Genomic DNA, 21,953 nt, shown 5'->3' with positions numbered 1-21,953 from the left:
CTTGGCGGGATGAGCTATGCGTCGGGTACCTACTTCGCCAATTCCCGCATCATCTCCATCATCTCCGGTTCGGCTTTTTCCCCGTCGAAGGCGTCGACGATGCCGAAGGCTCCACCATAGCCCCAGATCGACCATGAAAAGCCGCGCTTCTCCGCCAATGCGATCATGTCGCGCGCATAGGCGGCACGGTATTTGCCGGGCACGACATGCGGGTTGCCATATTCCTGCCGGATCATGCCGAACTCGCCCAGCGTGACGTCTTGCGGCTTGACGCCGTTGGCCTTGGCCCAGGCTTCGGCCTGCCTGAACGGCGCTTCCATTTCGGCGCGCAGCTTCTGCCCGGTGTCGATGTCGGCGACCTGTTCATCGAGATAGGCGAGTAGGCCGGCACGGCGCGCCAATGGCGCTTCGGTCTTTATCTTCCGCCGGATGGCGTCGAGCGTGCTTTCCAGTTCGGCATGGGAGACAGCCGTCAGCGGGTAGGGCAGGCCGGTGACATAGCGGATGAAGTCGCCAGCCCAGGTCGCGCCCTGATGGGTGAGCAGGAAGGGCTGGTAGGAATGGAACGTCCAGATGACGTTGTCGTCGGGAATGATCTTCGGGTCGATCGCGGCCAGGCTTTCGGCATTCGAATAGCAGCCACCGCTCAGCACCAGCGTCAACCGTGTCGCCGAGGACCGCGCGGCGGCGAACAGGTGCTTCAGTCGCTGCGGCCAGACATTCGTGCCGTCGCAATCCACGACCGGCTCGTTCATCGGCTCGAACGCGACCTTGCCCGGGTCTTCGCCGGCAAGCGTGCGCGCCATGGTGCGGACAATCTCCAGATAGCGCTCGAACAGGGCCGGATCGGCCATCACCTCGTCCATGCCGACGGTTCCATTGCCGCCGGACGGCGTCAAATGCAGGTCGACCACCACGTTCAGCCCGGCGCGGTTGATGAGCCGGACCGAATCCAGCACGCTGGCATAGAGATTTTTGCGTAGTGCCGCCGTCTTGTCCGACAGGAAGGGCGCGGGGTCGACCGGCATGCGCAGGAAGTCGAAGCCCGCATCCTTCAGCGCCCTGAAATCGGCATCGCCGAGAGACTTGCGCCACTCGGGAAAGGGCAGGATCACGGCGGGATCGGCCCACTGGTCTTCGCCGGCCCATGTCGTCCATGGGTCGAGATTGAGGCCCCGCTGCATGGCGAAGCTCGCGGCTTGAGACGGCAGCGCCATCATCAGGCCGAGCGCCAATGCCATTATCAGGGTCTTGATCGTCGCCATCAACAATGTCATCGCGTTGGGGCCATCGCATTCGATTGAGCTAGGGCCTGCCCCTTCGGCAGCGAAAAGGAAAGCGTTATGGACGATCATGGTGAATCGGCAAAAGCGCTCGCAGCCGGCCTTTCGGGCGTTCTGACGGATTTCGGCCACCGGCTTCTGGCGCGGGTCTATTATGCCGACACCGATTTTTCCGGCGTCGTCTACCATGCGCGCTATCTCGAATTCCTCGAGCGCGGCCGCTCGGATTTCCTGCGGCTGGCCGGCGTGCATCACACGGAACTGGCTGACGGCAAGCACGGCGAAAGGATCGTCTGGGTGGTGCGGCGCATGGAGATCGACTTTCGTGCGCCGGCGCGCATCGACGACATTCTCACCGTCGAAACCCGCGCTGACGAGATTTCCGGTGCGCGCATCGTCATGGCCCAGCAATTGAAGCGCGGCGACGAGTTGCTGGTCGAAGCGAGCGTCCAGGCTGCCATCATCGGCGAGAATGGCAAGCCACGGCGCTTTCCCAAGGAATGGATCGCGGCCTTCATGCGGAAATAGGCGCGGGCGCGAGCATCTCGGCAAACCGCGCCGTTGCCTATCTAAGCGCCATCTTATGCGTCATTCGGCTCCTAACCGATCCTTAACCATAACAGTTCATGAAAAGATTGGTGAAAATGGAAGGGACCGAGCGCCTTCCTTTCACCAAGATTTGCCCTGAAAAGGCCGCGGACGCCGCATTTCTCGAGGCCGTACGCGGATAACGGGCGAACGGAACAACTAGGAATGCGCAGGGGCCAGCCGCAAGCCACGCCCGGAAAATCTTTTAAGGACCTCAGGAATGGAAAATATCGCTCTCGCCGAACCGGGCGCGCACTTGTCGATTTGGGCACTGTTCATACAGGCCGGTTGGGTGGTCAAGCTGGTCATGCTGGGCCTGATCGTGGCTTCGGTATGGAGTTGGGCGATCATCGTCGACAAGCTGGTTTCGTACGGGCGCATGCGGGTCTCGCTCAACCGTTTCGAGCAGATTTTCTGGTCGGGGCAGTCGCTGGAAGAACTTTACCGCACGCTGGCCGACCGCAAGACGACCGGCATGGGCGCGATTTTCGTGGCCGCCATGCGTGAGTGGAAGAAGAGCTTCGAGAAGGGCGCAAAGTCGCCGCTCGGCTTGCAGAACCGCATCGACAAGGCGATGGACCTGGCCCTGACCCGCGAAATGGAGACGCTGGAGGGCCGGCTCGGCTTCCTCGCCACCACCGGATCTGCCGCGCCCTTCATCGGCCTGTTCGGCACGGTCATCGGCATCATGACCTCGTTCCAGGCGATTGCCGCCTCGAAGAACACGAGTCTTTCCGTCGTGGCGCCGGGCATCGCCGAGGCGCTGCTGGCCACCGCCATCGGCCTGCTCGCCGCCATTCCCGCCGTCATCGCCTACAACAAGCTGTCGTCGGACGCGAACAAGATCGCCGTGAAGATGGAAGGGTTTGCCGACGAGTTCTCCGCCATACTCTCGCGCCAAATCGATGAAAAAGTAGCGCAGAAAGTTTAGGACCGATCATGGGAATGTCTATGGGCTCCGGTGGCTCAGGCCGAGGCGGACGCGGTGGCAGGCGGCGTCGCCAACACGGCGTGATCTCCGAGATCAACGTCACGCCGATGGTCGACGTGATGCTGGTGCTGCTCATCATCTTCATGGTGGCCGCGCCGCTCCTGACCGTTGGCGTGCCGATCGACCTGCCGGACACGCAGGCGAAGTCGATGAACGCCGATACGCAGCCGATCACCGTTTCGATCAACGATACCGGCAAGGTCTATCTGCAAGAAACCGAAATCCCCATCGAGGAGGTGGTGGCCAAGCTGCAGGCCATCTCCAAGACAGGCTATGAGGAGCGCATCTTCGTGCGCGGCGACAAGACCGCCGACTATGGCACCGTCATGAAGGTGATGGCCCGCATTTCGGCCGCCGGTTACAAGAATATCGGCCTCGTCACCTTGCAGGAACAGGATCAGTAATCTTGAAGGCGGGTCTCACCACATCGGTGATCTTGCACGCGGCGGTGCTCGCCTTCGGGCTGTTTTCGCTGTCGGCGCCTTCTGCGCTGGAAGTGACCGACATCGAATCGATGCCGGTCGACATCGTTCCGCTTTCGGAAATCACCCAGATCCAGCAGGGCGACAAGAAGGCGACCATGCACGACAAGCCCGCGCCGACGCCGACCGAGCGGCCCGACGTGGTCGCCGATGCCCAGAAGGTTGGCGAAAACAGCGTCGATACCGACAAGCCGGTGACGCCGGAGGCCAAGCCGAAGCCGGTGGAAGAGGCTGCCGCCCCGAAGCCCGCACCGGAATCGAAAGAGCCGGTCAAGACCGAGGACGTTCCCAAGCCCAAGGAAGAGCCCAAGCCCGTGCCCGCCACCGACGTGGCGCCGGTGCCGCAGCTCAAGGAAGAGGTGAAGCCGGAGCCGGTCAAGCAGCCCGATCCCAAGCCGGTGCCTATCAAGGAGCCTGAGGCGAAGCCGGAGCCACCCAAGGAAAAGGCGGCCGAGAAGCAGCCGCAGCCCGAGGTCAAGCCGGATGCGGTGGCCGAGGCCATTGCCGCCGAGCCGCCGACGGAGACGGTGCAGTTGCCTGACGCGGCACCCGCACCCGACGCGCGTCCGCAGCCGCGGCCGGCACCAGCCGAAACCGCGAAGGCGCCGGACCGCAAGAATGCCGACAAGCCGGTCAAGGAAGCTTCGGCAAGGCCGCAATCGAAAGACAAGGAATTCGACGCCGACGCCATTTCCGCGCTTTTGAACAAGCAGAAGGCTTCCGGCGGCGGCGCCAAGCGCTCGACCGAGCAGGCTTCGCTTGGCGGCGATAAATCGACCGGCGGGGCCAAGCTGTCGCAAAACGAGATGGACGCGCTGCGCCAGAAACTGGGCGGCTGCTGGAGCATTCCGGCAGGCGTGGACGATGCCTCGACGCTAAAAGTTTCCGTGCGCTTCCAACTGGACCGCTCGGGCATGCTGCAGGGGCGTCCCGAAATCGTTGCCGGGGGTGCCCCGTCCGGACCCGGCAGGACGGCGGCCGAATCCGCCGTTCGCGCCGTGCAGAAATGCGCGCCGTTCAACCTGCCTGCCGACAAATACGATACCTGGGCCGAAGTGGTGGTCAATTTCGATCCGAGCGACATGTTCTGACGAACGCCGCCAAAAGGACAAAAGAGGTTTATGGCATGAAGAAGCTGCTTTCTACGCTGATGATGATAGGCGCCCTCGCCACCGGTCTTGCCGGGCTTGCCACTGTGCCGGCCCATGCGCTGGTGACGATCGACGTCAACAAGGGCAATATCGAGCCGCTGCCTGTCGCCATCACCGACTTTCTGGCCGGCGACAAGCTCGGTACCGAGATTTCCGGCATTATCGCGGCAGACCTGAAGCGATCCGGCCTGTTCGCGCCGATCGACAAATCGGCCTTCATCGAAAAGATTTCGAACCCCGACGTCGCCCCCCGCTTCGACGACTGGAAGGTCATCAACGCGCAGGCGCTGGTCACCGGCCGCGTCACCAAGGAAGCCGACGGGCGCATCCGCGCCGAATACCGGCTGTGGGACACTTATGCCGGCCAACAGCTTTCCGGCGAGCAGTTCTTTGCCAATGACAGCAATACGCGCCGCGTCGCCCATATCATCGCCGACGCTATCTATGAGAGGCTGACCGGCGAGAAGGGCTATTTCGATACCCGCATCGTCTTCATCGACGAGTCCGGAGCCAAGAACGCGCGCGTAAAACGCCTCGCCATCATGGACCAGGACGGCGCCAATGTGCGCTATCTTTCCAACGGCAAGGCGATCGTTTTGACGCCGCGTTTCTCGCCGAACCGGCAGGAAATAACCTACATGTCCTATGAGGGCGGCGAGCCCCGCGTCTATCTGCTGCAGATAGAAACGGGCCAGCGCGAACTGGTCGGCAACTTCCCCGGCATGACCTTCGCCCCCCGCTTTTCGCCAGACGGCCAGAAGGTCATCATGTCGCTGCTGCGCGACGACGGCAATTCCAACATTTTCACCATGGATCTGCGCAGCCGCTCGACCACCCGGCTGACCAATTCGACGGCCATCGACACCTCGCCCTCCTATTCGCCGGACGGTTCGAAAATCGTCTTCACCTCCGACCGGGGCGGGCGCGCGCAGATCTACGTGATGGGCGCGGACGGGTCCGGCCAGACCCGGATTTCGTTTGGCGACGGCACGTATTCGACCCCTGTGTGGTCGCCGCGCGGCGATCTCATCGCCTTCACCAAGCAGACGGCCGGCGAGTTTCAGATCGGCGTCATGCGCACCGACGGCTCGGGAGAGCGCATTCTTTCTTCCGGGTTCCAGCAGGAAGGGCCGACCTGGGCACCCAACGGCCGCGTGCTGATGTTCTTCCGCGACTCGTCCGGCGGGCCGAAACTGGTTTCCGTGGACCTGACCGGCCGCAACGAGCAGTCTATCCCGACCGCGAACTTTGCATCCGATCCGGCATGGTCGCCCTTGCTGGAATAACAGCGCGGCAATTCTTGGAATCGACGAAAAAAGAGGCCATTTATGGCCTCTTTTTGCATCTACGTCGCGTTTTGGCCGTATTTTGGCCTAGGGTCCGCGTGAAATATGGCCTCGGACAAAGGGCTGCGGACGGCAGCCGAAACCGAATTTTAACCGTGTTTGTTGAATGGCGGTTAACCCAAAGATGGTTACTGACCGATCAATGGATTCACTCGAATGCGAAGGAGAGGCGGCATGCGCCGTATCGCGAAACTAGCAACAAATCCGGTCATGATCGCGCTTTTCGCCTCGCTGGCGATTGCCGGTTGCGCTTCCAAGAAAAACCTCAACAGCGCTGCCGATCTCGGCCTGAATGGCGCCGGTGCCGCGTCGCCGGGTTCGGCGCAGGACTTCACCGTCAATATCGGCGACCGCATCTTCTTCGATACGGACTCCACCTCGATCCGCGCCGACGCCCAGCAGACGCTCGCTCGCCAGGCCCAGTGGCTGAACAAATACGGCCAGTACCGCATCGTCGTCGAAGGTCATGCCGACGAGCGCGGCACGCGTGAATACAACCTCGCGCTCGGTGCTCGCCGCGCTGCCGCGACGCGCGACTTCCTTGTCGCCAAGGGTGTCGCGGGCAACCGGCTGAAGACCATTTCCTATGGCAAGGAACGTCCCGTCGCCGTCTGCGACGACATTTCCTGCTGGTCGCAGAACCGCCGCGCCGTCACCACGCTTGCCGGCGCCGGCAGCTGATCGGTATTTTTGCAACACATATTCGGGGAAAGGCGGCCGCAGGGTCGCCTTTTCCATGTTTGGCAGCCGTAAACAAAATTTGGCCGAAGTCTGGCGTCCTGCTAGAAGGCCAAAGTGCCGGATACGACGGCGGGCCTAGTAATGCAGTTGCCTTGTGATGCAGTTGTTTTGCTCGACGGTCGGTGCGGTGCGAACGTTCACTGGTTTCATGGCGAGAGGCATATGCATTTCAGATCAATCCTGAGCGGCACGTTGGCAGTGCTGTTTGTGTCCGGAACGGGGGCCTTCGCCGCCGGCATCGGACAACCGACTTCGTCGGAAAGCGGGTTCTCCTTCCACCCGCCGACGATCAACCTTCCCGGCGTATTCAGCGACAAGAAAACGGCCCCGACCCAACTGGCTCCGGCCCAAATGGCCCAATCCAGCGGCGCGGGGGTTACCGAACTGGAAAACCAACTGCGCCAGATGAACGGCAAGATCGAGGAGCTCAATTTCCAGGTCTTGCAGATGCAGGAGCAGATCCGCAAGCAGCAGGAGGACAATGAATTCCGCCTGCAGCAGTTGGAGCAGGGCGCACCGGCCGGGCAGAAGAAGTCGGAGGCAGCCGGCGACGGCACCAGCGTCGCCCAGGCGCCGGCGGCTGCCCAGCCCCCGGCTGCCGGCCAACCCCCCGCCGATGGCCAGAGCGTCGAAGACGTCATCATCGATTCCGGGACCGGCGACCCCGGCACGCTGGTGCCCGGCAGCGGCACTGCAGCGGCAGGCTCGGGAGCAACAGGCGCGCCGGCCAAGACGTTCGGAACGATCACCGTCGACAAGAACGGGAATGTGGTGGATGCGGGCGGCAACACCCAGTCGACCACGCCCTCTGCATCGGGGCCGGCGGCGAGTTCTTCGGACGGCGGGTCGCAAGGCGCGGTCGTTGCCGCGCTTCCGGCCACCGACAATGCCGACGAGCTTTACCGCAATTCCTATCAGTTCATTCTTTCGGGCGACTACAGCACGGCGGAGCAGGGGTTCCGCGACCATATCAGCCGCTTCCCCAAGGACGCCAAAACGGCGGATGCGCGTTACTGGCTCGGTGAATCGCTGCTCGGCCAGCAGAAATACCGCGATGCGGCTGAAATCTTCCTCGCCGCCAGCAAGAACTATCCGAAGGCCAAGAAAGCCCCCGACATGCTGCTCAAGCTTGGCGTTTCGCTTGTCGGCCTCAAGCAGCGGGATGTCGCCTGCGCCACCTTCGGCGAAATCGGCAAGCGCTATCCCAACGTTTCCGGCGCGCTGAAAGAGCGCATCAAACAGGAACGGGCACTGGCCTCGTGCTGACATCGCCCCGGGCGGAAGCCGGCCCTGCTGCCGAAACCGACCCCGTTGCCGACGCAGATTTGCCTGACAGTCTCTTTTCTTCAATCGACTTTTCCGGCGGCGCGCTCGTTGCCATTTCCGGCGGCAGCGATTCAACTGCCCTGCTTCTTCTCCTCAAGCGATTTCTCGACCGCAATGCGCCATCGGCGCGGCTTCTGGCCGTCACCGTCGACCACAATTTGCGGTCCGGCTCGGCAGCGGAAGCGCAGGCCGTTGGCCGTCTATGCGCCGAACGCGGGATCGCCCATCTGACCGTTACGTGGACTGGCCCCAAGCCGTCCTCGGGCGTGTCCGTCGCCGCGCGCGAGGCGCGCTACCGGCTGTTGGCGCGAGCCGCCTGCGATGCAGGAATAGGCATCATCCTTACCGGCCACACCGCCGACGACCAGGCCGAAACGGTGCTGATGCGTCAGGCGCGCCTGGCGGCCGACGCCCGTACCGGCGCGCGCGGCCTTGCCGGCATGGCGCCGGCGACCCTTTACGATTGGAAGACGTGGATCGTGCGGCCGCTGCTCGGCACGCGCCGCGCCGCCTTGCGCGATTTCCTGCGCGGCGAGGGAACGGGCTGGGCCGACGATCCGACCAATCTGGACCCGGCATATGAACGCCCCCGCATCCGGGCACTGATCGACGGGCGCGGTTTCGCGCAGGCCATCGCCCTTGCCGGCCGCGAGGCCGCCGCGCGCGAAACAGCCAGCTTGGGCGCTGCCGCGCTGGTCCGGTCCTTTGCCAGCCAGCCGGCCGCCGGGCTGGTCCGGCTCGATCCCGCTTTTGCAAAGGGTGACGAAAGTGCCGCCATCGTCGCGCTGCGGGTTCTGCTGGCGACGATGGGCGGGGTTTCGTTTCCGCCTGACGAGGCCCGTGCGGCAGCACTTCTGGCGAGGTTTGGCGGCGCGCCGTTTCGCGCCACATTGTCGCGGGCTGTCGTCGATGTCAGGCGCGCCGGCATCTTCCTTTACCGCGAGCTACGCGACCTGCCGGCGGCCGCGCCGGCTTTTGACGGCGTGGTGTGGGACGGCCGCCGGCGCATCAGCCTGTCCGACGGCTTTACCGCAACCACCGTCGCGCCTGCCGGCTCCAGCGCGCAGTCGAGCGGCCTGTCGGGGCAAAACGACGTTCCGGCCAGTCTTTTTCGGGCCGCACACGCTGCCGAACCCGTGTTTTCCGGCGATTCTGCCGGAAAACGTTCCGCGTCCGGCCACCTCCGGCATGGGCTGATCTCGCCCGTCGTTGCGCCCTTTGCCCGCTTCTTGCCCGGTTTCGATCTCGCGCTTGCCGCAGCAGTCGCCGCCCTTGTCGGCGCGCCGCCGCTGCCGGCCTCGCCGCTGATGGATCGTCAAGCCGACCAGGGGGCCGACCAGGGGGCCGATCCGCAGGGCATCAAAGCTTAACCGAGACGCGCGGTTGTGCTTGGCAAGGCTGGGCGCGCTCCCTATGTTAAGGCAACTTCTTGCAGCGTGCGCGGCCGCCGGCCGTGCCAACGGGAAATCCCAACGGGACAATTGATGAATCCGAATTATCGCAATCTGGCGCTCTGGGCGATTATAGCGGTTCTGCTGATCGCGCTCTTCAATCTGTTCCAGACCCCGCAGACGCGCGGGGCGTCGACCGACATCCCCTACTCGCAGTTCCTTCAAGATGTGGATGCCGGGCGCATCAAGTCGGTGACTATCGCCGGCGAACGCATCAGCGGCAGCTACATCGACAACGCCACCGGCTTCCAGACCTATTCGCCTGGCGACCAGTCGCTGGTATCGCGGCTTGAGACCAAGCAAGTCACCATCAACGCGAAGCCCGAGACAGACGGCTCCAACACGCTGTTCGGCTATCTGATCTCCTGGCTGCCGATGATCCTGATCCTCGGCGTGTGGATATTCTTCATGCGCCAGATGCAGTCCGGCTCCGGCCGCGCCATGGGCTTTGGCAAGTCGAAGGCCAAGCTTTTGACGGAAGCGCATGGCCGCATCACCTTCGGCGACGTCGCCGGCGTCGACGAGGCCAAGGAAGACCTCGAGGAGATCGTGGAATTCCTGCGCGATCCGCAGAAATTCCAGCGGCTCGGCGGCAAGATCCCGCGCGGCGTGCTGCTCGTCGGCCCTCCCGGCACCGGCAAGACGCTTTTGGCGCGCTCGGTGGCTGGCGAAGCCAATGTGCCGTTCTTCACCATTTCCGGCTCGGACTTCGTCGAGATGTTCGTCGGCGTTGGCGCAAGCCGTGTCCGCGACATGTTCGAGCAGGCCAAGAAGAACGCGCCCTGCATCATCTTCATCGACGAAATCGACGCGGTCGGCCGCCATCGCGGCGCCGGTCTTGGCGGCGGCAATGACGAGCGCGAGCAGACGCTGAACCAGCTGCTGGTCGAGATGGACGGTTTTGAGGCGAACGAGTCGATCATCCTGATCGCGGCCACCAACCGTCCCGACGTGCTCGATCCCGCGCTGCTGCGTCCGGGCCGTTTCGACCGTCAGGTCGTGGTGCCGAACCCCGACATCGTCGGCCGCGAGAAGATCCTGAAAGTGCATGTGCGCAACGTGCCGCTGGCCCCCAATGTCGACCTCAAGGTCATCGCGCGCGGTACGCCGGGCTTCTCGGGTGCCGATCTTGCCAACCTCGTCAACGAAAGCGCGCTGATGGCGGCCCGCCGCAACAAGCGGCTCGTCACCATGGCCGAGTTCGAGGACGCCAAGGACAAGATCATGATGGGCGCGGAACGCCGCTCCTCCGCCATGACGCCGGCCGAGAAGGAACTGACCGCCTATCATGAGGCCGGCCATGCGGTGATGGCGCTCAACGTGGCGTCCGCCGACCCGCTGCACAAGGCTACCATCATTCCGCGCGGCCGTGCGCTCGGCATGGTCATGCAGTTGCCGGAAGGCGACCGCTACTCGATGAGCTACACATACATGATCTCGCGTCTCGCCATCATGATGGGCGGCCGCGTGGCCGAGGAGTTCAAGTTCGGCAAGGAAAACATCACGTCTGGCGCTTCCTCCGACATCGAGCAGGCGACCAAGCTGGCGCGCGCCATGGTGACCCGCTGGGGCTTTTCCGACAAGCTCGGCCATGTCGCCTATGGCGACAATCAGGAAGAGGTGTTCCTCGGCCATTCGGTCGCGCGCACGCAAAATGTCTCGGAAGGGACGGCGCAGATCATCGATGCCGAAGTGCGCCGCCTGATCGACGAAGCCTATACGGCGGCAAGGAACATCCTGACCAAGAAGAAGAAGGAATGGATCGCCATCGCCGAGGGGCTGCTCGAATACGAGACGCTGTCGGGCGAGGAGATCAAGCAATTGATCGCCGGCAAGAAGCCGTCCCGCGACCTTGGCGACGATACGCCGACCAGCCGTGGCTCGGCCGTTCCCAAGGCCGGCGGCACCGCGCGCGGCAAGAAGAAGGGCCCAGAGCCCGAAGGCGGCATGGAGCCTCAGCCGCAAGGGTAGGGGTTCTTCCTGAGAATTTGACGAAAACGCCGCGGCATGCCCGCGGCGTTTTTGTTTCTGCACCGATGGCCCTCCTCATAGGCATGAAGGTTCCTTCGATACCCCTTGACTCATTCATAACCGATCAGCTATGTAATAATTAATAGCTGGATGGTTATGAATCGATATGCCGGAATCCCATGACATTCTTTTCAGGTCGTTGGCCGATCCGACGCGCCGCGCAATTTTCGAACGGTTGTGCCGCGAGGGAGAGCAGACCGTCGGCGCTTTGACGGCGCAGGCGGGCATTTCTCAGCCGGCTGTCTCCAAGCATCTCGCTATCCTGAAACAGGCAAGGCTGGTGCGCGACCGCCACGAGGGGCGCCAGACGCATTACAGCGCGCAACTGGATGCGCTGGCGCCGCTGGCCGACTGGACGAGCGAGATGACCGGTTTCTGGCAAAGCCGGTTGGATGGGCTCGAAGATTTGCTCAAGAGGATGGACCAATGAACGACATTTCACCCGAACTAGGCACCGTCATTGTCGAAAGGGAATTTCCTCATCCGCCCGAAAAGCTCTGGCGCGCGCTGACGCAGCCGCATCTGATCGAGGAATGGCTCATGAAGAACGATTTCAAGCCTGCCGTGGGGCATCGCTTCAATCTGCGCGGAGACTGGGGCGGTGTGCTGGATTGCGAGGTCCTTGCCATCGAGTCGGCCAGAACGCTGTCCTACACGTGGGACTTTGCCCATGACGATCCGGCCTACGATCTGAGAAGCGTGGTGCGCTTCACGCTTACCCCCACGGATACTGGCACTCATCTGCGTGTCGAGCAATCGGGCTTCCGCCCGGATCAAAGGCAGGCCTATGGCGGCGCCAGGGTCGGCTGGCAGCAGTTCCTCGAAAAGCTGGAACAGGTTGCGGCGAAGGCAGGCTGACTGCTGCCGAACCGTAGATCGAACGGCCGTCCGGCTGGGCGGCGGCTTATATCGAAGGAGGATTCATTGCGCTGGAACACGTGGATCAGGCAAGGCCATCGCTGGCTTGCGATCATCTTTACTCTGACCGTCGCCGCCAATTTCGCGGCGATGGCGCTGGGGCAGCCCCCCGCCTGGATCGTCTATTCGCCCCTGTTGCCGCTTTTCCTGCTTCTGTTCAGCGGGCTTTACATGTTCGTTCTGCCCTATGTCGCCAGGGAACGCGGCGGACGGCGCGTCGAGGGGTAGCAACGGCGTGCTTGCAACAAGGGCAAGAAAAAACCCGCGGGGCGGATGCCTCGCGGGTTTTTTCAGGATCAGCTCTTCAGCCGGGTGTTGCACAGGCTGTAAAAGCCGCCGCCCTTCTGGATCCATCGCAGGCCGCCAAGCGTGTCGGCGTCCTTGTTGGCATAATACTGGTCGAGGCAGGTGTGCATGCGCGCCTTGCCGGGGGTTTCGTCGTTGTATTTGTTGGCGATGGCGCTCGGGAACTTGACGCCGCGCGGTGCCCTGGCGGTCGGCGCTGCCGGTTCCCGGTCGTACTTCGCCTCAGTCGGGTTCGGCACGGTATCGTCATCGGTCGCGCCGGCGCCGCACTCGGCCTTGCGGAAATCGTTCCACTTCATGCCGCCCAGCGTGTTGCCAGACTTCGCCGCCTGATATTTGGTACTGCACTCAGCCATGCTCAGGCCCTTGGGCTCGTCGGCGGTAGCGGCGGTCTTGGTCTTGGTCGCCTTGGAAGGCGCTGCAGCGGCAGTTGCACCGGCGGCGCATTCGCTCTTGCGGAAATCGTTCCACTTCATACCGTTGAGCGTACCAGCTTCCTTGGCGGCCTGGTATTTTACGCTGCATTCCTTCGCCGTCAGCCCTTTGGGCTCGTCGGCGGTAGCAGTCGTCTTGGTCTTGGTCGCCTTGGCGGGTGTTGCGGCGGCAGTTGCGCCGGCGGCGCACTCGCTCTTGCGGAAGTCGTTCCACTTCATGCCGTTCAGCGTGTCGGCTTCCTTGGCCGCCTGGTATTTTACGCTGCATTCCTTCGCCGTCAGCCCCTTGGGCTCGTCGGCAGTAGCAGTCGTCTTGGTCGTGGTCGCCTTGGCGGTCGATTTCTTGTCGGGCTTCGTGGCCGCGTCGGCATCGGCGGCGCATTCGGCCTTGCGGAACTGGTTCCACGTCTGGCCGTCGAGGGTGCCGGCATCCTTGGCCGCGTTGTACTTCGTGCTGCATTCGGCCATGGTGAGCGCGCTTGCCGGCGAGGCCAGCAATACGGTGGCCACGGCCAGTCCAGCCAGACTGGTCAGTGTGGCAAGTCGATTAATGAGCATGTAACTCTCCGTTGGATGCCGCCGGGAACGCACCCGAAAAGCAATAGCGCTCCACAAGGATTTGCGCCAGACCCTAGCCTGCACAGCACATAGCCGCGAATACGCGAAAATCATGGCAGACGCGGCGGTCGGCCCGACAAAAAAATGGGAACGGCGCCGGCTAAAGGCAGCGACCGCAAAAAAGGAACCCTTTCTCAGGATTCGTAACATAAACTCACACATTGTGATGCAGTAGTTCGCCGTTTGTGGCAGTAAAAGCCGACCGAGCGCAGCTAGGGACAGGTACGCGGATGGGACGTTATTTCGGTACGGATGGTATTCGCGGGCGGGCCAATAAATTCCCGATGACCGCCGAGATCGCCATGAAGGTGGGGATGGCCGCTGGCCTTTCCTTCCAGCGCGGCAGCCATCGGCACCGGGTCGTGCTCGGCAAGGACACCCGCCTTTCCGGTTATATGATTGAAAGCGCGCTCGTCGCCGGCCTTTGCGCGGCCGGCATGGACGTGTTCCTGCTCGGGCCTATTCCGACGCCGGCCGTCGCCATGCTGGTGCGTTCGCTGCGCGCGGATATCGGCGTGATGATTTCGGCCTCGCACAATCCGTATTTCGACAACGGCATCAAGCTGTTCGGTCCCGACGGCTACAAATTGTCCGACGAGATCGAAATGCGGATCGAGGCGATGCTCGATGACGACATCGAAATGGCGCTCGCTGATTCCGACGGGCTTGGCCGCGCCAAGCGCGTCGATGGCGTCCATGACCGCTACATCGAATTCGCCAAGCGCACGCTGCCGCGCTCCATGTCGCTTTCGGGCCTCAGGATCGTCGTCGATTGCGCCAATGGCGCGGCCTACAAGGTTGCGCCTGCCGTGCTTTGGGAACTGGGCGCGGAGGTCATCTCGATCAACGACGATCCCAACGGCTTCAACATCAACAATGAATGCGGCTCGACGCATCCTGCCAGCCTGCAGAAGAAGGTTCACGAGGTTCGCGCCGATATCGGCATCGCGCTCGACGGCGACGCCGACCGCGTCGTCATGGTCGACGAGCAGGGCGAGATCGTCGACGGCGACCAGATCATCGCGCTGATCGCCGAAGCCTGGCTGCAAAGCGGGCGCCTGGCCGGCGGCGGTGTCGTTTCCACGATCATGTCCAATCTCGGCCTCGAACGTTTCCTGGGTGGCTTGAACCTGCAACTGCACCGCACCAAGGTCGGCGACCGCTATGTCGTGGAACATATGCGCGCCAACGGCCTCAATGTCGGCGGCGAGCAGTCCGGCCACATCGTGCTTTCCGATTTCTCGACCACCGGCGACGGCCTTGTCTCGGCCTTGCAGGTGCTTGCCTGCATCAAGCGGCAGAACCGGCCGATGAGCGAGCTTTCCCGGAGGTTCGAGCCGGTGCCGCAATTGCTCAAGAACGTTCGCTACTCGGGCGGCGGCAAGCCGCTTGAGGACGCCTCGGTCAAGGCCGCGATTGAAGAGGCGCGCGCCCGCCTCGGCAATGCCGGCCGCGTCGTCATCCGGCCCTCCGGCACCGAACCACTCATCCGGGTCATGGCCGAAGGCGACGACCAGACGCTGGTCGAGGCGGTCGTCAACGATCTGGTTGAGATCATCTCGGAAACCCGCAGCGCGGCCTGAACTTGCCGGTCAGCGTTTTCTGACAGCCGAGCCGCGCGGCCCAGTGCAATCCTCAATTTTTAACGGATCGTGGTTAAGCGACAGGGTTAAACAGGATTTAACCATTGCCCATCATTATCCAGCCCTGAAGGCATCAATTTCGCACCGTTTCTGCCGCGGTTTCAGGGGTCAACAGCCTATGTTTTACTTTACCAGGTCAGCCCTCGTCGTCGCGATGGCGGCAGGCATGGCGGTCCCCGCGCTGGCTGCCGACCTCTATGAGCCGCAGGTGGTGGAGGCCCCGCCGCCGGTAATCCAGGACGTGCAATATGGCGGCTGGTATATCCGCGGCGATCTGGGCTACCACAAGTCGAAATTCCAGGGCGCCGATTATATCACCTATGGCGCCGAGAATTGCGGCCCCTGCGGCGGCGCCATTCCGGTGCCCGGCAGCAAGTCGTTCGATTTTGGCAAGCTCAAGGGCGGGTTCTCGTTCGGCGGCGGTGTCGGCTACAAGATCAGCCCCTATCTGCGCACCGACTTTACGGCGGACTACTGGTCCAAATCGGATTTTCGCGGCCAGACGTCCGACGCCAATTTCGTATCCGTCGATACGTCCAGCTTCAGCGCCCTTTTGCTGCTTGCCAACGCCTATGTCGATATCGGCACCTGGAACCGCATCACGCCCTATGTTGGCGCGGGCATTGGCGGCGCGTTCGTGAAATGGGACGATTTGCGCAACACCTTCACGGGCGTTGACGACCGCCATGCGGGCGCGAAAAGCTGGCGCTTCGCCTATGCTCTGTCGGCGGGCGCGTCCTATTGCCTGACCGACAATCTCGACCTCGACGTCGGCTATCGCTTCACCCACATCAACGGCGGCAAGATGTTCCATTATACCGGTTCGTCCGCCGGCGGGCCGGGCGCTGGTCCGGGCTACGACAAGGGCATCAATTCGCACGAAGTCCGCAGCGGCCTGCGCTACTCGTTCGGCGGCGCCAGCAGTTGCGCGGAACCGGAAACCGTGGCCTACGAGCCGGAGCCGATCTACACCAAGTAATTCATCCCATTCAGACAGCAAAGCCGCCCGGCATCGTCCGGGCGGCTTTCGTTTGTGCAGTGCTCTTGTGTGTTGATCTCGTTTGGGGGCAGGGGCTTCCTCCATCTGTGGCGAAATCGGTCCCCGGAAGTCCATTTGCTAACCCGCTGTTATCCTTAACCAGCATTTAACCACTATGGTTAACAATGGTCCTCGAACCGGTGGCTGTCATGCGAATGTGGCCAGGGGCAACTTCGGGAGTTGGGGACCATGAAACTCGAAATTCGTATTGCGCTGGCGCTGGGTGCCGCCGCGCTCACGCCACTGGCGCCCGCGCTCGCCGCCGATTACGACCCGCCCATCTATGTCGATCAGGCGCCGGAGTACCAGCCGGTCGAGGTTGGCTCCGGATGGTATCTGCGTGGTGATGTCGGCTATGCTTTCGCCAAGAGCTACAAGGATACGGCGATCGGGATCGATGATTTCCTGGTCGACAATAATTTGCTCGGTAATTATATCGGCCTGGGGCAGCTTGGGCCCCTGGATGCCTTCTCCTACAAGGACAGCGAATCGCCGATTACGGGCAGCATCGGCTTCGGCTACCATATCAACGACTATCTGCGCGCGGACATCAATGTCGGGCTTCTGGCCAACGACAGCTACCGAGGGACGGCACACCTGTTTGCCGGGTATCTCAGCCCCTATGAGGCTGCCAACACATTGGATCTCAGTCAGGATCTTTATCAGCAAGGCAGGCTGCAACGCCCCGATTTCGGGTGCTTGGGCGACAGGACCGTCACAACCAAGACAACCGTCACGACCGTGGATGTTGACGGCAATCCCGTGGAAGGCGATCCAGTCACCACCGTCGCCAACGCTCCGGATTGGCGCAGGGACTGCATGGTCAGCGCATCGGCGAAGAATATCGCCTGGAACGGCCTGGCCAACGGCTATGTCGACCTTGGCACCTATGCCGGGTTCACACCCTATGTCGGCGCCGGCATCGGCGTGCTGTACACACGCACGAAGCTGACGACCAATGCCACGTGTAATGACAGTTCCACGACGGGCATAACCAGTTCGAATGGCACCACCACGGAAACGACCACGGCCTTCAATTGCCGCGGCGGCGCGGGCGACAAGCAGGTCGCTTCCGCCGATCACAGCGAATACAACTTGTTGTATGGCCTCTCGGCGGGTGTTTCCTATCAACTTTCGCAGAATACATCCGTCGATATCGGCTATCAGTATATCAGCGCGCCGAACATCAAATACTATGCCGTCGGCGATGGCGGGATAGAGCAGCGCAAGGGCATGAGCACCAACCAGGTCAAGGTCGGGCTGCGCTACGATCTCTGGTAAGCATCTTACCGGTTTTACCATCATCGCGGCGGGCTTTCGGGCCCGCCGTTTTCGTTTCGGCGCTTGCCGCGCCCGAGGCGAATATCCTGCACACGACAAAAACTTTCCTCTTGACGCCGAAGGCCTGAGCGAATATCGCCGTCCGTGGGCCACCCCTCCCCAACGAGGGGCCACTATCTGGAAGGATAGACCACGATGACGACACTTCCCATGCCCGGATTCCGTCCGGCAAACCCCCGCTTTTCTTCAGGTCCCTGTTCCAAACGTCCCGGCTGGTCGGTCGAGGCGCTGACGGACGCACCGCTTGGCCGCTCGCACCGCGCCAAGATCGGCAAGAGCAAGCTGGCGCAGGCCATCGACCTTACCCGTGAAATCCTGAACGTTCCGGCCGACTACCGCATCGGCATCGTGCCGGCGTCCGACACCGGCGCCGTCGAGATGGCGTTGTGGTCGTTGCTGGGCGAGCGCGGCGTCGACATGGTCGCCTGGGAATCGTTCGGCGCCGGCTGGATCACCGACGTGGTCAAGCAGCTCAAGCTTGCCGATGTGCGCCGCATCGAAGCGCCCTATGGCGAATTGCCGGACCTCTCCAGCATCGATTTCGACCGCGACGTGGTCTTTACCTGGAACGGCACCACCTCTGGCGTGCGCGTGCCGAACGGCGACTTCATCCCGGCGGATCGGCAAGGGCTGACCATCTGCGACGCCACCTCGGCGGCGTTCGCGCAAAAACTCGACTTCGAAAAGCTCGATGTCGTCACCTTCTCCTGGCAGAAGGTTTTGGGCGGCGAGGGCGCGCATGGCATGCTGATCCTCAGCCCCCGCGCCGTCGAGCGGCTGGAAAGCTACAAGCCTTCATGGCCGCTGCCGAAGATTTTCCGCCTCACCTCCAACGGCAAGCTGATCGAAGGCATTTTTCGCGGCGAAACCATCAACACGCCGTCGATGTTGTGCGTCGAGGATTATCTGGATGCGCTGAATTGGGCGAAAAGCATCGGTGGGCTGGACGGGCTGGTTGCCCGCGCAGACGCCAATACCGCCGTCATCGACCGCTTCGTGCAAAAGTCCTCGTGGCTCGGCCATCTGGCTGCCGTCCCGGCAACGCGGTCGAACACATCCGTTTGCCTGGCAATCGTCGATGCGGAAATCGCCGCGCTCGATGCCGAAGGGCAGGCGGCGTTCGCCAAGGGTCTGGCAACCGCGCTCGACAGGCAAAGCGTCGCTTTCGACATCGGCCATTATCGTGATGCGCCGCCCGGCCTGCGCATCTGGTGCGGGGCAACTGTCGAGACGGCGGACGTTGAAGCGCTGATGCCTTGGCTCGACTGGGCTTTTTCCACACAGAAAGCCGCGCTCAAGCAAGCGGCCTGACCTGGCATTTACGTTTACTGGAACACCCCTCATCCGACCTCGCTCCGCTCGGCCAACTTCTCCCACAAGGGGAGAAGGGACAGGCGCTCTTCCTTCTCCCCTTGTGGGAGAAGGTGTCGCCAAAGGCGACGGATGAGGGGTCAGCAACCTGACAGGATTGAAAAAAATGCCCCGCGTTCTCGTTTCCGACAAACTTTCCCCCACCGCCGTGCAGATCTTCAAGGATCGCGGCGTCGACGTCGACTATCTGCCCGATCTCGGCAAGGACAAGGAAAAGCTGCTCGAAGTCATCGGCCAGTATGACGGCCTTGCCATCCGCTCCGCGACCAAGGTCACCGAAAAGCTGATCGCCGCCGCGAAGAACCTCAAGGTTATCGGCCGCGCCGGCATCGGCGTCGACAATGTCGATATTCCGGCCGCCTCGCGGCGCGGCATCATCGTCATGAACACGCCCTTCGGCAATTCGATCACCACGGCCGAGCACGCGATTGCCATGATCTTCGCGCTGGCCCGCCAGATACCGGAAGCCAACGCCTCCACCCATGCCGGCAAGTGGGAAAAGAACCGCTTCATGGGCATCGAGATCACCGGCAAGACGCTGGGCATCATCGGCTGCGGCAATATCGGTTCGATCGTCGCCTCACGCGGCGTCGGCTTGAAGATGCACGTCATCGCCTTCGATCCGTTCCTGTCCGACAAGCGGGCCGAGGAACTGGGCGTCGACAAGGTTGAACTGGACGAACTGTTCGCGCGCGCCGACTTCATCACGCTGCACACGCCGATGACGGAGAAGACCAAGGGCATCATCAATGCAGATGCGATTGCCCGGATGAAGCCCGGCGTGCGCATCGTCAATTGCGCGCGCGGCGGCTTGATCGTCGAGGCCGACCTGGTCGCGGCGTTGAAGAGCGGCAAGGTCGCCGGTGCTGGCGTCGACGTGTTCGAGGTCGAGCCGGCCGAAAACAACGCGCTGTTCGGCATGGAAAACGTGGTGGCGACGCCGCATCTGGGCGCTTCGACGTCGGAAGCGCAGGAAAACGTGGCGCTGCAGGTGGCCGAGCAGATGTCGGACTATCTGATCAAGGGGGCGGTCACCAACGCCATCAACATGCCCTCGATCACCGCCGAGGAAGCGCCGCGCCTGAAACCCTTCGTCAAGCTGGCGGAGGTGCTGGGCGCGTTCGTCGGGCAGGTGACGGAAGACCCGATCAAGGAGGTGGAAATCCTGTTCGACGGGCAGACCGCGACCATGAATACGCGCGCGCTGATCAGTGCCACGCTTGCCGGGCTGATCCGCCCGCAGGTTTCGGACGTCAACATGGTGTCCGCCCCGATCATGGTGAAGGAACGCGGCATTATCGTCGCCGAGGTCAAGCGCGACAAGTCGGGCGTGTTCGACGGCTATATCAAGCTGACGGTAAAGACCGAGAAGAAGACACGCTCGATCGCCGGCACCTGCTTTTCCGACGGCAAGCCGCGCTTCATCCAGATCAAGGGCATCAATCTCGACGCCGAGGTCGGGGCGCATATGCTGTACACGACCAATGCCGACGTTCCCGGCATTATCGGCCTGCTTGGCACGCTGTGCGGCGAAAACGGCGTCAACATCGCCAACTTCCAGCTTGGCCGCGACCATCCCGGCGGCAATGCCATCGCCCTGCTTTACCTGGATGCGCCGTTTCCCGAAAACGTGCTGGCGCAGGTGCGCGACAACAAGTCGATCGATTCCGCCAAGCGGCTGCAGTTCGACGTGGCGTAAGGTTCGGGGGGCGCAGATGGAAAGCTGAACTCGTTCCGGCCAACACCCCTCATCCGTCTCGCCGCTGCGCTGCTCTTACCTTCTCCCACAAGGGGAGAAGGTAAGAGCAGCGCCGACCTTCCCTTCTCCTCTTGTGGGAGAAGGTGGCCGAGCGCAGCGAGGTCGGATGAGGGGTGCTGGACGGAGCGCTCCCTCGAAAATAAATATATCCACACCCTCCGCATCCCTCTCATAATGCCCGGCAGTTTCTCCCATGGGAACGCCGGTCGCGACGGTGAACGTGTGGGGAGGAACCGGCGCCTCCGATGGCAGGAAACGTGCCTGTCGCCCGGGGAGGTTCCGTCCAGAGGGTCACCCGCGGGTACTATGGCCCGTGCGTGCTGGAGCGAGCACACAAACCGAAAGGCGCAAATGCCGGACGGTGTAGCGGATCGGACGGAAACGGAAAACGCCGGCGTGACGCGAGGTTCGCGCCATGTATCAAATTATCGAAGGCACGGCCTCGCGTCGCCCTTCCCACCTGCCCAAAAGGCAGCGTTCTTTGAAATGGCCAGACTGCGAATGCAGGGCGTGGCAAGGATGATGGCTATTTTGTCACTTGGCGGATCGCGCTGGACGACAGCGGCGAACGCGGTCCGTGAATGAAGGTCCATGCCGGCGCGCGCATGCGGGCAAGCTGCTGCGCGTCGCGTTCGTCGATGCGGGCGTAGTCGAAGGTTTTCGCCACCACGGATGACAGGAAAGACAGCGTCGCACCCGGCCGGTCGATCACCGCGACGGGGAAGGTCAGCATGATCTGGCGCCAGCGCTGCCAGCGGTGGAAGTCGCGCAGTGAGTCCGCGCCCATGATCCAGACGAAATCGACGCCCGGATTTCGGGCGCGTACCAGCGCCAGCGTGTCGGCGGTGTAACGGATATGATGGGCCGCCTCGAAGGCAGTCACTTTTATGCGCGGATTTTTGGTGATGTCTTCCGACCGGTGCAGGCGCTCGGCCAGCGGAGCCAGTTCGCGCCCGTTCTTAAGCGGATTGCCGGGTGTCACCATCCACCACAACTGATCGAGTGCCAGACGCCGAAGCGCAATATCGGCGACCAGCGCATGACCGGCATGCGGCGGGTTGAACGAGCCGCCGAACAGGCCGACCTGCATGCCCTTTTCGACATGGGGCATGCGCAGATAGTGGGGCGACAGTT

General features: G+C 62.6%; 20 protein-coding genes. 17 read left to right on the top strand and 3 right to left on the bottom strand.

The annotated features are described in order from the left end of the window. Positions 1 to 29: 29 nt before the first annotated feature. Complete coding sequence (locus tag ACX3P0_RS09020) at positions 30 to 1,277, bottom strand: glycoside hydrolase family 5 protein (protein ID WP_459087954.1); 1,248 nt, start codon at positions 1,275 to 1,277, stop codon at positions 30 to 32. 66 nt (positions 1,278 to 1,343) lie between these two features. On the opposite strand from ACX3P0_RS09020, the gene ybgC reads away from it, so the two are divergent. From ybgC to ACX3P0_RS08960, 12 genes are all read left to right on the top strand, one after another. Beyond that, positions 1,344 to 1,811 (top strand): tol-pal system-associated acyl-CoA thioesterase, encoded by a 468-nt coding sequence (gene ybgC / locus ACX3P0_RS09015; RefSeq protein WP_459079373.1) that lies wholly within the window; start codon positions 1,344 to 1,346, stop codon positions 1,809 to 1,811. Positions 1,812 to 2,091: 280 nt separating this feature from the next. Then, on the top strand, positions 2,092 to 2,802 hold the full coding sequence (gene tolQ, locus ACX3P0_RS09010; protein ID WP_459079374.1) for a protein TolQ: 711 nt from the start codon (positions 2,092 to 2,094) through the stop codon (positions 2,800 to 2,802). Positions 2,803 to 2,810: 8 nt separating this feature from the next. After that, positions 2,811 to 3,266 (top strand): protein TolR, encoded by a 456-nt coding sequence (gene tolR / locus ACX3P0_RS09005; RefSeq protein WP_459079375.1) that lies wholly within the window; start codon positions 2,811 to 2,813, stop codon positions 3,264 to 3,266. Between the two features lie 2 nt (positions 3,267 to 3,268). Continuing rightward, the gene (locus ACX3P0_RS09000) at positions 3,269 to 4,435 is read left to right on the top strand and encodes a hypothetical protein (protein ID WP_459079376.1); all 1,167 of its coding nucleotides are present in this window, start codon (positions 3,269 to 3,271) and stop codon (positions 4,433 to 4,435) included. 35 nt (positions 4,436 to 4,470) lie between these two features. Next, a complete protein-coding gene (gene tolB, locus ACX3P0_RS08995; RefSeq protein WP_459087953.1) occupies positions 4,471 to 5,781 on the top strand; it encodes a Tol-Pal system beta propeller repeat protein TolB in 1,311 nt (436 codons plus the stop codon). Positions 5,782 to 6,015: 234 nt separating this feature from the next. Beyond that, the gene (gene pal, locus ACX3P0_RS08990) at positions 6,016 to 6,522 is read left to right on the top strand and encodes a peptidoglycan-associated lipoprotein Pal (RefSeq protein WP_459079378.1); all 507 of its coding nucleotides are present in this window, start codon (positions 6,016 to 6,018) and stop codon (positions 6,520 to 6,522) included. 222 nt (positions 6,523 to 6,744) lie between these two features. Continuing rightward, the gene (gene ybgF / locus ACX3P0_RS08985; protein WP_459087952.1) at positions 6,745 to 7,848 is read left to right on the top strand and encodes a tol-pal system protein YbgF; all 1,104 of its coding nucleotides are present in this window, start codon (positions 6,745 to 6,747) and stop codon (positions 7,846 to 7,848) included. After that, positions 7,842 to 9,278: a tRNA lysidine(34) synthetase TilS gene (gene tilS, locus ACX3P0_RS08980; RefSeq protein ID WP_459087951.1), complete on the top strand. Its 1,437-nt coding sequence runs from the start codon at positions 7,842 to 7,844 to the stop codon at positions 9,276 to 9,278. The genes ybgF and tilS overlap by 7 nt, the downstream gene beginning before the upstream one ends. Before the next feature lie 114 nt (positions 9,279 to 9,392). Next, on the top strand, positions 9,393 to 11,330 hold the full coding sequence (ftsH, locus tag ACX3P0_RS08975) for an ATP-dependent zinc metalloprotease FtsH (RefSeq protein ID WP_459079381.1): 1,938 nt from the start codon (positions 9,393 to 9,395) through the stop codon (positions 11,328 to 11,330). Positions 11,331 to 11,496: 166 nt separating this feature from the next. Further along, a complete protein-coding gene (locus ACX3P0_RS08970; protein ID WP_459079382.1) occupies positions 11,497 to 11,820 on the top strand; it encodes an ArsR/SmtB family transcription factor in 324 nt (107 codons plus the stop codon). Beyond that, positions 11,817 to 12,248 carry an SRPBCC family protein gene (locus ACX3P0_RS08965; RefSeq protein ID WP_459087950.1) on the top strand — a complete coding sequence of 144 codons (432 nt, stop codon included), beginning with the start codon at positions 11,817 to 11,819 and terminating at the stop codon, positions 12,246 to 12,248. The genes ACX3P0_RS08970 and ACX3P0_RS08965 overlap by 4 nt, the downstream gene beginning before the upstream one ends. Before the next feature lie 66 nt (positions 12,249 to 12,314). After that, complete coding sequence (locus ACX3P0_RS08960) at positions 12,315 to 12,536, top strand: hypothetical protein (protein ID WP_459079384.1); 222 nt, start codon at positions 12,315 to 12,317, stop codon at positions 12,534 to 12,536. Between the two features lie 68 nt (positions 12,537 to 12,604). On the opposite strand, the gene ACX3P0_RS08955 is transcribed toward ACX3P0_RS08960, so the two are convergent. After that, on the bottom strand, positions 12,605 to 13,267 hold the full coding sequence (locus ACX3P0_RS08955; RefSeq protein ID WP_459088221.1) for a hypothetical protein: 663 nt from the start codon (positions 13,265 to 13,267) through the stop codon (positions 12,605 to 12,607). Positions 13,268 to 13,896: 629 nt separating this feature from the next. Here ACX3P0_RS08955 and glmM point away from each other — a divergent pair. The 5 genes from glmM (at position 13,897) to serA (ending at position 20,759) form a co-directional block, all read left to right on the top strand. Next, the gene (gene glmM / locus ACX3P0_RS08950; protein WP_459079387.1) at positions 13,897 to 15,249 is read left to right on the top strand and encodes a phosphoglucosamine mutase; all 1,353 of its coding nucleotides are present in this window, start codon (positions 13,897 to 13,899) and stop codon (positions 15,247 to 15,249) included. Between the two features lie 178 nt (positions 15,250 to 15,427). Further along, positions 15,428 to 16,288: an outer membrane protein gene (locus ACX3P0_RS08945; RefSeq protein WP_459087949.1), complete on the top strand. Its 861-nt coding sequence runs from the start codon at positions 15,428 to 15,430 to the stop codon at positions 16,286 to 16,288. Between the two features lie 249 nt (positions 16,289 to 16,537). Continuing rightward, a complete protein-coding gene (locus ACX3P0_RS08940; RefSeq protein ID WP_459087948.1) occupies positions 16,538 to 17,629 on the top strand; it encodes an outer membrane protein in 1,092 nt (363 codons plus the stop codon). A 195-nt stretch (positions 17,630 to 17,824) separates the two neighbouring features. Next, on the top strand, positions 17,825 to 19,000 hold the full coding sequence (locus ACX3P0_RS08935) for a phosphoserine transaminase (protein ID WP_459087947.1): 1,176 nt from the start codon (positions 17,825 to 17,827) through the stop codon (positions 18,998 to 19,000). A 166-nt stretch (positions 19,001 to 19,166) separates the two neighbouring features. Then, complete coding sequence (gene serA, locus ACX3P0_RS08930) at positions 19,167 to 20,759, top strand: phosphoglycerate dehydrogenase (protein ID WP_459079405.1); 1,593 nt, start codon at positions 19,167 to 19,169, stop codon at positions 20,757 to 20,759. 586 nt (positions 20,760 to 21,345) lie between these two features. Here the strand turns inward: serA and ACX3P0_RS08925 are convergent. After that, positions 21,346 to 21,930 carry a nicotinate-nucleotide adenylyltransferase gene (locus tag ACX3P0_RS08925; RefSeq protein ID WP_459088219.1) on the bottom strand — a complete coding sequence of 195 codons (585 nt, stop codon included), beginning with the start codon at positions 21,928 to 21,930 and terminating at the stop codon, positions 21,346 to 21,348. Between the last annotated feature and the right edge of the window lie 23 nt (positions 21,931 to 21,953).

It is taken from the genome of Mesorhizobium sp. A556 (genome assembly GCF_054489545.1).
This window is presented reverse-complemented; position numbering and strand designations above follow the sequence as displayed.